This window comes from Baekduia sp. (assembly GCF_035318805.1).
In the GTDB taxonomy this organism is placed as follows: domain Bacteria; phylum Actinomycetota; class Thermoleophilia; order Solirubrobacterales; family Solirubrobacteraceae; genus Baekduia.
In genome coordinates this window covers 61,922-74,720 of the sequence record NZ_DATHDY010000066.1, presented here as the reverse complement: position 1 = coordinate 74,720, position 12,799 = coordinate 61,922, and the positions used below count along the sequence as shown (strand labels likewise).

The 12,799-nt window shown below is 70.9% G+C and carries 12 protein-coding genes; 3 read left to right on the top strand and 9 right to left on the bottom strand.

The genetic code is table 11. The features are described 5' to 3' along the window. Positions 1–10: 10 nt before the first annotated feature. A complete protein-coding gene (locus VK501_RS15355) occupies positions 11–307 on the bottom strand; it encodes a metal-sulfur cluster assembly factor (RefSeq protein WP_324338786.1) in 297 nt (98 codons plus the stop codon). Here VK501_RS15355 and VK501_RS15350 point away from each other — a divergent pair. The 3 genes from VK501_RS15350 to VK501_RS15340 all read left to right on the top strand — a co-directional run bounded on the left by VK501_RS15350 (position 273) and on the right by VK501_RS15340 (position 2,175). Beyond that, positions 273–665: an STAS domain-containing protein gene (locus VK501_RS15350; RefSeq protein WP_324338784.1), complete on the top strand. Its 393-nt coding sequence runs from the start codon at positions 273–275 to the stop codon at positions 663–665. The genes VK501_RS15355 and VK501_RS15350 overlap by 35 nt on opposite strands. Positions 666–739: 74 nt before the next feature. Further along, entirely contained in the window at positions 740–1,255 is a 516-nt protein-coding gene (locus VK501_RS15345) for an FxsA family protein (protein ID WP_324338782.1), read from the top strand. Further along, positions 1,252–2,175, top strand: a complete 924-nt coding sequence (locus VK501_RS15340) for a hypothetical protein (protein ID WP_324338780.1) — start codon at positions 1,252–1,254, stop codon at positions 2,173–2,175. The genes VK501_RS15345 and VK501_RS15340 overlap by 4 nt, the downstream gene beginning before the upstream one ends. Positions 2,176–2,291: 116 nt before the next feature. Here the strand turns inward: VK501_RS15340 and VK501_RS15335 are convergent, their stop codons facing one another. From VK501_RS15335 to VK501_RS15300, 8 genes are all read right to left on the bottom strand, one after another. Continuing rightward, a complete protein-coding gene (locus VK501_RS15335) occupies positions 2,292–2,747 on the bottom strand; it encodes a hypothetical protein (protein ID WP_324338778.1) in 456 nt (151 codons plus the stop codon). 161 nt (positions 2,748–2,908) lie between these two features. Further along, entirely contained in the window at positions 2,909–4,174 is a 1,266-nt protein-coding gene (locus VK501_RS15330; RefSeq protein ID WP_324338776.1) for a hypothetical protein, read from the bottom strand. A 495-nt stretch (positions 4,175–4,669) separates the two neighbouring features. After that, complete coding sequence (locus tag VK501_RS15325; protein ID WP_324338774.1) at positions 4,670–6,121, bottom strand: S8 family peptidase; 1,452 nt, start codon at positions 6,119–6,121, stop codon at positions 4,670–4,672. 4 nt (positions 6,122–6,125) lie between these two features. Continuing rightward, a complete protein-coding gene (locus VK501_RS15320; RefSeq protein WP_324338772.1) occupies positions 6,126–8,225 on the bottom strand; it encodes a hypothetical protein in 2,100 nt (699 codons plus the stop codon). A gap of 28 nt (positions 8,226–8,253) precedes the next feature. Continuing rightward, on the bottom strand, positions 8,254–9,558 hold the full coding sequence (locus tag VK501_RS15315) for a sigma-70 family RNA polymerase sigma factor (RefSeq protein ID WP_324338770.1): 1,305 nt from the start codon (positions 9,556–9,558) through the stop codon (positions 8,254–8,256). Positions 9,559–9,959: 401 nt separating this feature from the next. Further along, on the bottom strand, positions 9,960–10,646 hold the full coding sequence (locus tag VK501_RS15310) for a hypothetical protein (RefSeq protein WP_324338768.1): 687 nt from the start codon (positions 10,644–10,646) through the stop codon (positions 9,960–9,962). Between the two features lie 10 nt (positions 10,647–10,656). Next, positions 10,657–11,631, bottom strand: a complete 975-nt coding sequence (locus VK501_RS15305; protein ID WP_324338766.1) for a hypothetical protein — start codon at positions 11,629–11,631, stop codon at positions 10,657–10,659. Between the two features lie 130 nt (positions 11,632–11,761). Then, positions 11,762–12,709 carry a hypothetical protein gene (locus VK501_RS15300; RefSeq protein WP_324338764.1) on the bottom strand — a complete coding sequence of 316 codons (948 nt, stop codon included), beginning with the start codon at positions 12,707–12,709 and terminating at the stop codon, positions 11,762–11,764. Positions 12,710–12,799 lie beyond the last annotated feature (90 nt).

Here is a 12,799-nt window from a genome sequence, read left to right as displayed (position 1 = left end):
GGGGGCTCGGCTAGTAGCCGAGCGCGAACTTCGCGTCTTCGGACATCCTGTCCGGGGTCCACGGCGGGCTGAAGGTCATCGACGACTCGACGGAGATGACCCCGTCGAGCTCGGTGACGAACTCCTCGATCTGCTCGGTCACCTGCGGGCCGATCGGGCACCCGGGGGAGGTCAGCGAGAACGTGACCTGCACGTCGCCCCCGGACACCTCGATGCCGTAGATCAGGCCCAGCTCGACGAAATCGAGCCCGAGCTCGGGATCGATTACGTTGGTGAGAGCGGCTTCGACATCCTCGACGGAGGGCATAGCTCTTGAGTCTAGCCCCGCGCCTGGGGTAGGTTTCCTGTCCATCGTCTCCTTCAGCGAACACCCCCCGGTGATCTGCTGCACGGGAGACGAGGATCGGTCCACCCAGAGCCTGCGCCGACCCGCCCTCTCCCGGGCGCTGCGCGCTGGCGGAACGGTCTTCGTCGACCTGCATGAGTTGGCTTTCGCCGACCCGTCGCTCATGGTCGACCTCGCGCTCGTGGCCCGTCGCCTGCGCCAGGCGGACGGCATCCTGCGCATCCGCGGCGCACAGCCCCAGATCCAGCGGCTCATCGAGCTCGTCGGCCTGCACCGGCTGCCGGGCGTCGTCGTGGACCCGGTCGTCGCGCCCGCGTAGGCGGGCGCGCGTGGTGATGCCCGGGCCCGTACGCGGGCGCCCGCGCGCCAGGACCGCGTAGCCTTCGGACCCGGATGCCCTTCCTGCTCCTGCTCGTCCTCTTCGTCCTCGTCCCGATCCTCGAGATCTACGTGATCATCCAGGTCGGCCAGGCGATCGGCGCATGGTGGACGATCGCGCTGCTGATCGCCGACTCCATCGCGGGCAGCGTGCTGATGAGGTCACAGGGTCGCGCGGCGTGGCGGCGCTTCCAGGCCGCGCTGACCGAGGGCCGCGTCCCCGGCCGCGAGGTGCTCGACGGCGTGCTGATCATCTTCGGCGGCGCGTTCCTGCTGACGCCGGGGTTCTGCAGCGACATCGTCGGCGCCCTGCTGCTCATCCCGCCGACGCGCGCGGTCATCCGCCGCATCATCGTGCGGCGGTTCAGCTTCCAGGTGCTCGCCGACATGCCCAGCCCGGGGATTCCGGGCGGCGGGCGGCGGCGCCGTCGCGGGCCCGGCTCGCCGGGGACGCCGGGCGCGCCCGGACCGGGCGACGCCTACGACGTCGACGGCACCGCCACCGAGATCGATCCCAGGAGACTTCCTTGAGCAGCGTCACCGCCGAGCACGAGGCGCCGCGCGCGCTGGACGAGGGCCAGAGCGACGCGGTGACGGTCGCGTTCAGCGACGCCGAGGCCGACGTCTGCGGCGTGGCCCGCATCGGCCGCGCGATGGCCGGCGGTGAGATCGTGACCAGCGGCCTGGCGCTCCTGTTCGCCGGCGGCGAGCCGGTCGCCGTGCGCGCCGAGGGCGGCGTCCCGCGCTCCGGCACCGGCTGGGGCGACGTCCATGCCGCGGGCGTCGAGACCCAGATCGTCGATCCGCTGCGTGCGTGGAAGGTGACCTTCGAGGACGAGGACGGCCGGCACGCGTTCGCGCTGGACCTGACGGCGGTCTCCGCGGTCGCCCGCCTGGAGGCCGGCCTGCCCGCCGGCAAGCTCGGTGGCATGGAGGGCTACGACCAGCTGGTGACCGTGGCCGGCACGGTGACGGTCGACGGCCAGGAGCGCCCGTTCGCTGGCCGCGGCCAGCGCGGCCATTCGTGGGGCGCGCCGGACTGGGACAAGCTCTCGGTCGCGCGGGCGCTGGGCGTGTGGCTGGAGGGCGACGTCGGCGTCACGCTGACCGCCGTCCGGCCGGCCAAGGCCCAGTCGCACGCCGACGAGGCGATCCACGCCGTGATGCTCGGCCACGACGGCGAGTCCAACGAGCCGGTCGCGCAGGTCGTCGCCGACCCGCGCGTGTCGACGACCTACGACGCCGAGGGTCGCCAGCGCCACGCGGGCCTGGAGCTCTACCTGGGCGAGGACGATGACTACGCGCGCCGTGCCGCGGGCGAGGTCTCGTGCGGCACGACCCTCGACCTCGGTCGCCTCCGCCTGGACTGCGCGTTCTTCACCTGGCGGATGGACGGCCGCAGTGGCGTGGGTCGCTACGACGTGCTGCGCCGGGTGGACGCGGCGGCTTAAGCGGCCGCAGCGGCGCGACCCTAAGGGTGCCGTAGGCGGCCAGCGAGGCCGAGGCCCACGACGGCCAGCCGTCGCCGCCGGAGGTGGGTCCCCGGTCGCGATAGCGACACGGTCTCCTAGTTGTCGCTGCCGAGCCGGTCCCAGAGGTACAGCTCGATGCACTCCTGCGCGAGCTCGACGGAGCGCTCGCGTGACAGGCGCGGGAGGACCGTCTCGAGGGCCTGCTCCTCGGCGACGCCGGCCTCGAACGCCTCTTCGCCGCGGAAGCCGGCGGCGATCTTCAGCGCCTCGCGCCGGTTCTCGCCGAGCGTCGGGTAGACGTTCATGAGGAAGTCGCGGTTGGCGATCGGCTGCCCGACCTCCAGCGACGCATGCCACGCGGCGAGCATCGAGAGGTCGTGCTCGTCGAGGTCGGCGACCGCCTTGGCGTAGTGCGTGTCCAGCTCGCGCTCGGGAATCTCATCCACCCATGCGCGCACGAGCTCGCCGAGCAGCTGCCGCCGGGCCTCACGGCCGACGGACTCTGCGATGACGCGGATCGCGTCTTGAGGTTCGATGAAGCAGAGGGCCATGGGAGCTCCCGGAGCTCGAGGACTGGACGGCGTGACGGTAGAACCCCCGTCGGACGGCAAAACCCCAGATGTTCACGGGCGTTTGCGTTCCTCCTGCACCTTGCGGAAATCGGTGTGCGGACCGTTGCGAAGACGGGGTGTCCGCGCGCGCGACGGCGTCGTCAGCGCGAGCGGATCCGCAGCGTCGAGCGGGCCGTCGCGGCCTTCGTGTCGGCGTCCCCGGCGTAGGTCGCCGTGATGGTCGCCGAGCGGGCCTTGGCGATCGCGTGCGAGAGCGTGAACGTCGAGCGGAACGTGCCCGAGCGGATGGTCGCTCGGCGGCTGAGGCTGCGGTGGCCGTTGCCGATCCGGGCCCGGTAGCGCAGCGTCACGCGCCCGGAGGCGCGGCGGGTCAGGCGGCCCGCGATCGTCACCCGACGCCCGACGAGCCGGACCGTGGAGAGCTTGAGCGCGGCGGCCGTCTTCTCCAGCGCCGGCGGCAGGATGATCAGTGGCGGGGCCGGAGGGGCGGGATCGGGCGACGGCGGCGCGGGAGGTTCCGGGTTGGAGTTGGGGTTCGGCGCCCCGGCCGGGACGTAGTTGAGCGCGAGCGTCGCCGCGGTCGCGGGATCGGCGTGGCCGAGCGAGTCGACCAACCACACCCTCAGCGTTCCCTGGCCGGCGGCCGCCAGCGCGAGGCCGTCGACCGCGGTGAGCGACGGAGCCGTCTGGACCGCGGCGCACGTTCCGCCCTGGCACAGCTGATACCGAGCCGCGACGATCGGCGTACCGGCATCCGCCGGCAGCGCCCATGTGGCCGAGAACCGGTTGTCGGCCGAGGTCGCCGCCGCCGAGCCCAGCCCGACCGGCGCCGCCGGCGCAGCGCCATCGACCCACAACGGCTGCGGCCGATCGAGCCTCTCCTCGTTGCCCGCGGCATCGACCGCCGCCACCTGAATGCCATGAGCCCCATCCGCCAACCCCGCCAACGGAATCCCAACCGCACCCGTCGGCTCATCGGTACAAGGCCGCGGCCGGTCATAGCTGCAACTGCGCTGCAACGTGGCGATCAGCGATCCATCCGCATACACGCGCGTCGCACTGATGCCCGTGTTGTCAGTCGAGCTCAACGCAAGCGGCAGAACACCCTGCGCCCCATCCACCCATCCCGTCGCGTCCCAACCAGAGCCAGCCGGAGCTCCCGTCGCGGGGGCGGAGGGATCGGCGATGGTGAAGAAGGCGCTGTAGATGGCGGCGTCGGCCTGCGGAAGAGTGCCTCCGTTGGTGCAGATGTGCGTCAGACCGTCGTCCCTGCACAGCAGCCCGACAGTGAAGCCCGTAGTCGAGATGCCCTGCAGGTCGGCGTAAGCGAGTCGATCGAGGTTCGGGTTAGGATCCTCGGGATACCAATCGTCGCTCCCGACACCACAGTTCGGAGCCCCGTTCATGTCACACGTATCCGCTGCGGGACCGCCAGCAGGGCCTATGTAAGGCTGCCAGCTGTCGTCGGATCGTTTCGACACTTGCCGCCAGTACCGCGCTCGTGTGATCGCTGTCCCAGCCGTCGTCGTGAAGATCAGCTCGGAATGATCGCCCGCCGGCGTATTGGTGTCGGCGCCGTCATCGGTGACCCAGAGACCCGTGCGCACCAGGACGCTGGGGGCAGATGGCGCATTGCCGCGCTGAGGTGGACACTGAGTCCCCGCGGCGAGCGTCGGCCCGTTTGTAGGTCCCAACGCCCAGCCCGAAGTCGACCCTCCCTCGCCACAGCTCAGGATGACGTATGTCCCACCGTCTGCTGACGGACCGACATCGCCCGGCCCCGGCCGATCCTGCGCTGCGACCGCGGGGGTCGCCGGCACGGCCGTGAAGAGAGCCATCGCCAAGATGGCAGCGAGATGACAACAGAGACGAGCGATCACGATGGTCTGCGGTGGAACTGGTCAGGGCCGCCGAATGAACGCAGAGGAATTACTATGCTTCCCGGTGGGATCCCGGTAGCTAATCGACACCTGACTCAGTGTTCCTAAGACCTGAGTCCGCAGACGGTCACGGATCATACGGACACGCCGTACGAGCGTCGGAAGGTTGTGGCCCCTCCTTCGAGCGTAAATCCGCACGTCGGCTTGCGCTCCTGGCGGCCTGTTACCCAGCATTAGCGTCAGGTGTCCGCGTCGGTACCGCCAGATCCGTACCCGCGGCTCCGGGAGCCTCAGAGGAACCTTCGCGGTAACTGACTTGGGCTGAGGTCCCACATTCGGTGAGGTGGCTGGCGGCAGCGCGCGATCGGACGCCGCGGGCTGCTCCGCGGCGCCCGAACCGGTGAGAGTCTGCATTGGATGGTCCGCGTTCGACGCGTCAGCCGGCCCTGGCGCGATCGACGGTGGCATAGCGTTATGACCTTGAGCCAACTGAACGTCAAGACCGGCAGCACGGAACGCAGCACCAACATCGATCAGATTCCCGGCAGCGGGCCCCGTGGTTGGAGCCAAGAAGCCTTCGGCTTGGTCCAGCGATAGCTCAGGTCGTAGGGCACGTAGCTGGGCGAGGATCGCTGAAACGTACGCGGCGGACTCGCTCGAGCCTGATGCCCACGCGGCTCGTCCGTCTGGCAGCGCCACATCCTGAGGACACCCCGGCGCCATCAAGTCAACCTCTAGGCCCAACGCGGCAAACGCGCAAGTTGTACCTGCGGTGTCGGAGGCGGCGACAGCGACCACCGGCAGGTATGCGGCAGGGTAGTCCACGGCACCAGGATGGTTGCCGGCCGCAGCGACAACGGCGATGCCCGCCTGCCTCGCCTTGTCCACAGCCTCCTGCATCGCCTTCTGAGAGTCGATGTCGAGGTCTCCGCGGTTACGGATGCCAAGCGAGAGCGAGATCACCTTGATGTTGTAGACGGCTTGATGCTTCCGACACAGCGTCAGGCTGGTGATCACGTCGGAGAACGCAAACCCGCCTCCGTTCCCTGGCCGCGTCGCCCGCACTGACACCACCTTCACGCTCGGTGCCGCGCCCACCATCCCGAAGCCGTTGTAGGGCGCCGAGGCGATCATTGACATGAGGGTGCCGTGGTGGCCGGTGGTGTCGAGATCGGAGCCGTCTCCGCCGTCCACCGCCAACCGGGCGATCACGTTCGTCGTGTCGGGGTTCGCGTCGTTGCCGGTGTCGACGATGCACACGGCGGCCGGCCGGGCCGGAGCCGCGATCCAGGTCGAGTCTGTCGCGTGAGCGGCGGCCGACTGGCTCGTGAAGACCTCCTCGGCGTGTGCCGGCGACGCCAGCGCCCACGAGAGCAGGAGCGCACAACCGCCGACGGCGGCGGGCAGAGCCCGCCGCCGGAGCAGCTCGAAGGACGTCGGGCGCGACCCGCCGAGGCGGGTCGCGCAGAACATGCGCCTAGCGGGCAACGGTGATCCTCACCGGCTTGGAGGCGGTCGCGACGAACGGGTAGTCGACCTGCCCCGGCCCGACCTGCGCCCTGAGGCGGTAGACGACCGTGCGGTTGGTGCGGGTGAACTTGTAGGCGTAGTGGAAGCGGCCCTTCGAGTCGCTCTTGATCTGCGCGAAGGGACGCCAGCGCTTGCCGTCCTTCCACTGCATCGCCAGGTTGACGCCGCGCTTCGGCACGAGCCCACCGGCGAGCGAGCCCTTGAGCGTCACCGCCCGACCGTTGGTCAGCCGCTTGCGATTCGCCGACAGCGAGACCCGGCCGGTCACGAGGACCCGCAACGTGGCGGTGGCCCGCGCCATCGGGTCGTCGGCGTACATCCGGTAGCCGACGACGATGCCGCGACTGCCGCCCTTGCCGAGCCGCAGCGTGGCGTGGCCCGCGCCGTCGGTGGTCACGTCCGAGGCCACGGCCGCCTGCGCGCCGGTCTTCGTCGCGATCTCGAGCTTCGCGCCCTCGATCGCCTTGCCCGACTCCGTGCAGGTCAGCTGGAGCTGGGCGATCCCGGACTTCCCATAGCCGAGCTTCGTCCGCCCGCCGACGATGTGCTGGAACTTGAGCGTGGCCTTGTCGTTGGGGCACGCGACGCCTGCACGCTCGCCCACGACGCGACCGATCAGCGTGTGCTCCGCGCGCTCGGTGTTGGTCGTCGTCAGGTTCGGGATGACGATCGTGGTGCCCCCATTGCCGTTGGAGCCGTTGGAGCCGTTGGACCCGTTGGGGGCCGGCGTGTCGGGAGTCGGGTCCGGCTTGGGGGTGGGCGGTTCCGCGCTGCTGGGCGCCGCGACGACGCCGGTGGCCGGCGAGAACGCGATGACCGAGGCGGCGGCGTTGGTAGCAGTGACGGCGAACCGCAGGCGATGGCCGACGTCGGCGGCCGTCGGGACGTAGTCCGCCGACGTCGCGCCCGGGATCTGCACGCAGTTGAGCGCCGACGTGTCGCACTGCTGCCAGCCACGCGCGAAGGTCAGGCTGGGACCGCCCCACTCCCCGTCCTTGGCCGTCAGCTTCAGGCCGACGATCGGTGACGCGGCATCGGCGGCCTGTGCGAACGACGGCGCCGCCGAGTTCACCGGCGGATGGTTCGCAACGACGCGCGACCCCGACCAGATCACCGCGTCGCGCTGGGCGGCGTCGACCACGCGTGCCGTGATCGTGTGCTGACCGTCCGGGATCTTGGTGGTGTCGATCGTCTCGATCGTGCTCACCGAGCCCGGGCAGGGCTTGGGCAGAGGGAAGACCCACAGCCCGCCGTCGGTGGCCGTCGCGTTGCAGTGGCTGCCCGAGGCATCGACAGCGTGGTCGACCGTCACGGTGCCGTCCACGGAGAGCCGGAAGCGCGCGAGCCCACCGCCCTGATCCGTGGCGGCGTAGCCCAGGGCCTCGCTGTCCTTCCACGTCGGGTCGCCCGTGGCAGAGCCGGACGGAGCGCCGACGTCCGGCGGCGTGTCGTCGACCAGCGTCAACCGCGGGTAGTAGAACGACGCCCAGCCCGTGGACTCCGAGCAGGCCGGCTTGCCGGTCGGGCCGTCGCAGATGACGCGCACGGTGACGGTGGTGCCGTTCAGTCCGTTCCAATCGACGATGCGGCGCGCGATCGTCGAGATCTCCTCGCCGCTCGAGCTCGAGGCGATGGTTCCGTGCCCGTCCAGGATCTGGATGACGCCGCGGTTGCTGCCGTCGAAGTTCCTCGTCGCACCGGCGTAGTCGAGCCACAGGCGCGAAAGGGTCGTGCCAGGTGGCGCCGTGTAGGTCCAGCCCACCGCGCCGCCGAGCGGGACGGGCGCGCTGGATGTCGGGGACATGGTGGCGTGCAGTCCGCCCAAGGGGCATTCGAACCGGGTGCCCGTGCCGAGGACGGGATGCGTGTTGAACGGCTGCCAGCCGCCGTAGGCGTCGGCGACATCAGCGCCGTTCATGCAGCTCTGGTGGATGTAGGCCGCAGCCTGCGCGTCGGTGGCGGCGACGAGGTAGGCACCGGTCGCGGCGAACATGGCCAGGCCCGCCGCAAGCAACCGGCGCAACCTGGGCAGGGATGGGTGATTCATGGTGAGTCCTTTCGAGTGAATCATCGGTTCAAGGCTGCGGGGCGAACTCGCCCCGAGTGGAGTCGGCGCCGCTCGCGGCCGCGGCGGAAGTCGGCGGGGAGGACGACGTCGGCGTCGGCGTCGGCGTCGGCGCACGCTGCGCCGCGACGGCCGCGCTCGGGCTGGGGGTCGGCGCACCGGGCTCGGCACCGCCCGGCGAGAACTCGAGCCGACCGGCGGGCGCCGAGCGGTCCGCGACGAGGCGCTGTCGCACAGGAGCGCGGCGCCTCTCACGGCCCTTCGTCGACGGCCGCGAGGAGGCGGCGCTCAGGGCTGAGCCCACCGCGGTGGACGCCGCCGCCGGAGCCGTCCGCGCCGGCGCCGCCGTGACCTTCCGGGCCGCCACCGCCTGCCGATCCGGCGGGCGCGCCTCCCGCTCGTGCACCGCGACGAGCCCGCCGCCCGCGGTCGCCACGGCGCCTGCGGCCAGCAGACCCGCCAGCTTCGCCCCGCCCACGCCGAGGAACCCGGCGCCGCCGGCCGCCGCGGCCGCGCCGCCGTCGCCTGTCGCGACCCCCGGCACGAAGCGCTCCAACAGCGTCGCGAGCTTCATCCCGGCACCCGCGACGCCCACCGGCAGGACGGCCACGAGCGACCGGTTCTGCCCGTGCAGCGACCGCAGCGTCGCGCGGCACGCCGGGCAGGCCCGCAGGTGCGGCCGCACGTCGGTGAGCTGCGCGGCGGACGCCTCGCCATCGACCATGGCCGACAGCACGCCCTCCCAGCGCCGGCACTCCTCGCCCGTCTCGATCCCTTCGAAGCGCGAGAGGAAGCTCTTGCGTCCCTCGGTCAGGCACCGGTTGACTTTGGTCGCCGAGAACCCGGTGACCTCGCCGATCTCGGCGTATGAATGCCCGAGCGCCTTCAGCCAGATCGCGCGCAGCTCCTGCGGCTTCAGGCGCCGCAGCGCCTCCGCGGCGCGCGTCGTCCGGTCGGCGGTGAGCACACGCTCCTCCGGCGAGGCGACGTGCGGCGCCTCGTGCCGGTCGAAGTCGATGTCCTCGGTCCCCACCAGCTCGGAGCGCCCGCGGCGGACCGCGATGGCTTCGCGCTTGACGACGACATGCAGCCAGCGATCGACGTGCTGCGGATCCAGGGATCGCGCGCGGCGCATGAAGATCTCCATGCCGCGCTGGTAGGCATCATGCGCGTCGTCGGCGCACAAGCTGTGCGCGTAGGCGGTGCGCAGCAGCGACTCCGCGTGCGCGGCGACCGTCCGCAGCACCAGCTCCTGTGCCTCTTCCTGCGTGAGCCTGCCCGGAGCTTCCTGCTCCGGAGGGGCGAGTTCCGGCATGTCCCGTCCTTGGGTGTCGTTCGATGGCGTCCGTACCGATTAGGGCGCGCCGGGCCATTTCTCGCCCCCCTCGTTCCCAGGGGATGTCCGAGTGGCGACGCACGTCCATCGGTGAGCAACGCCACGAGGTATCGCAACGCGCTCGAGATCACCTGACCTCCGAATCCGGCGGACGACCGCGTCTGCGGGAAGACGGCGTCAGAATGCGGACAAGCCCTTGTGCGCTTCGCTACGCCGAAGGTCGCATTTTGCGGCACTTCGACGTACCACTTGGGCGCCGAGCACCCCTTGTGACGCTCATGCACGATGGTCGGACAAACGCCAACGTTCGTCCAAAACGGGCCCCAAGATTGGGGATGCGCACGAGGTCCTCGCCGGGCCGGGCGGCGCCCGGGTGACGTCTACGCGCAGCCGCGCTGCTCGCGCACGAGCGCGGTGGCGAGCGCGTCGCGGTTCAGCCGCGGCGGCGAGTCGGTGGTCGCCACGCCCGGCTGGGCGAGCGCCGTCAGGATCGCCCACGCGCCCTCGTAGGCGCGAAACGCCTTGACGGTCGGGGCGATTCCGTAGGTCTTGCGGAAGGTCGACGCCCACGACGCCGGCACCGCGGCATCGGGATTCACGACGACGGCCGTCGCTCGACCGTTGGGGTAGAAGTCGCTGCGCGACGAGCACGCCGCCGTCCTCAGCGTCGCGTCGCCGAGGCTCACGGTCCCGATCCCGGCCTCGTTGAGCAGCGTGATCGCCGCCTTCGCCGGTGCGTCGCCCAGCCCGGTCAGCATCGCGCTCGACTGCGTGTCCTGCAACGTCAGGCGCGCCGCCGCCAGGGCGTCGGCCGTCGTCTGCGGCTCGGCGTCCGAGAGCTCGCGCGCCGCGTAGTTGACGCGGAAGACCCCGGCCTTGCCGCCGGCCTCGGCCAGCGCCAGCCGCGCGCCGTCGTTGACCTGGCGGTAGTCGGCCGACGTCGCGCTGGTCCAGAGCGAGACCGTCGGCGCGTTCCCCGGCTGCGAGCTCTTGGACTGCGCCCCGCACCCGCCGACCGCGACCACCAGGCAGGTCAGCCCGGCGGCGAGCCGGGCGCGACGCCGCACCCGCAACGTCCTACAGCCCCAGCGCGCTCGCGATGCGCTTGCGCTCGGCCGGATCGGCGTCGACGGTCGCGCCCGCCTTGACCCGCGGCGCGTCCATCGGCGCGTTCCAGTTATACAGGCCGAGGTCCAGCGCCTCGATCGGCACGTCGATGCCGTGGGCCAGCTCGCGCTGGCGGCGCTGCAGCAGCACGGGATCGCCGATCCCCAGAAGGCGCTTGGCGCCGAGAGCCACCGGATCGGTCGCCGTGGCGGCGCTCAGGTGCATCGTCCAGGGATCGAGCTCGACCAGGCCGAGGCGGTGGGCCAGGACCAGGAACTCCATCCGCTGCGGGCGGCCGAAGCTCGAGAACGCCAGGCGCTCGAAGGCGCGGTCGTAGCGATGCTGCAGCGTCCAGCTCTCCTCGCCGGCCAGCGCGCTGATCTGCCCGCCGAGCCGCTCGGCCCACGTGCGGTAGGCCACCAGGGGCGCAGCGCCGCGCTTGGGGTCGTACGCCGTGCGGGGGCCGAACCGGCCGCCGTCGAGCACGGGCACCTCGCCCGCGGCCCACGTGGTGCGCACGGCCTCGATGCCGGCCCACTGGTCGTCGCCCTCCAGCGGGGCCATGAACGCGATCAGGAAGATCAGCCACGCGGCCTCCTCGCGGTCCTCCGTGGCGCGCACGTCGGCGTAGAGGCCGGGAGGCGCGTCGCTGAGCTCGCGCAGGCGCGCCGCGGAGAACGCCAGCTCGTCGGCCAGGCGGCCCGCATCCGTGCTGGAGCGCAGCCCGGGGACGAGATCGTGCTCGTAGCCGTCGTCGGGCGCGCGCTCCACGCGGCGCACCGTCATCCCACCCGCCGTCGACTTGCGCGGCGCGCGCACGGGCCCGCCGTTGGCCGGCTTGGACGGACGCCGCGCGACCGAGCGCACCGGGCTGACGACCGACGCCTTCTTGGAGCAGATCGGGCAGTTCTCGACGAGCCGGTTGTGACGGCAGAAGGAGGGCACACCCCCAGTCTACGAACCGCGCCCCCACGCGGGGCTGGGGTGACCGGATGGGGCGGCAACGCACGACGGGCGCCCCGGAGGGCGCCCGTCGATCCTGCGTGGTGCTGCGGTCGGTCTGCCTAGTGGCCCACTAGGCGTGGCAGGTGGCCGACTGGCGCTTCTGGACGACCGTGTAGCCGGTGCGGATCGTGTTGTCGGTGTTGATCAGGCCGGCGTCGAAGTCGTTGCTCGGAGCGGCGCCGTTGAACTGGTAGATGTACAAGCGCTTGATCTGCTTGTACTTCTTCGGCATCGAGAACATGCACTTCAGCGCCTTGGCGGCCTTGGCCTGCCCGGCTTCCACGCCGCGCAGGCGCAGCTGGCCACCGGTCTCGGTCAGCCAGACCTCCGCCTTCTTGTTGTTGATCTCCTTGATCAGGCGTGAGGTGCGCGACGTCGAGCCGCGGTTGGTGTCGCTGTAGTTGTGGATGCCCCAGTACTTGGGCGTCCCCTTGACGTACTTCTTGAACTTGCGCAGGTAGCTCACCGCGCCGCCCACGTTGGAGCCGTCGAGGATGTCCAGGGCCACGATCTTGCGGCCGGGGAAGGTCTTCTTGGCGGCGGAGTAGTACTGCGACACGAGCTTCGGGCCCGTCGCGGACTTGCAGATCTTCGCCGGCTGCCCTTCCTGGCGGCCCTTGGCCTGGCAGACGTTGACCTCGTTCCAGGGCGAGATGTCGAACTTGCTGCCGTACTCCTTCTTGAACGCCTTCAGCGCGCTGGTGTACGCGGAGACGCTCGGTGCCTTGTTGTACTTCGACGACAGGCGGGAGTGCTCGAACGAGATGAGGATCGTCTGCTTGGCCAGCTTGGCGTTGTGGATCCACTGATCCAGGCGCGCCTTCTCGGCCGGCTCCTTGGTCACGTCGTAGGGCGTGATGACACGGGCGACCTTCAGCTTCAACGGCGAGTACAGCGGGTTCGTGAAGGTCGAGGGCTGCTGATCGGAGATGCCCACCGTCGCAGCTGAGGCGCTCGCGGGGATCGCGGCGGCCATCAGGGCGGTGGCGAGCAGGGACGTGCGGAAGAGACGTCGCATCGGAATGCGGGGTGCTCCTTTGTCGGCGTCGGGGACGAGTACCAGGGGTCAGCGCACGGCGTACTTCGGCGCGCTGAGAACTAGGACAGC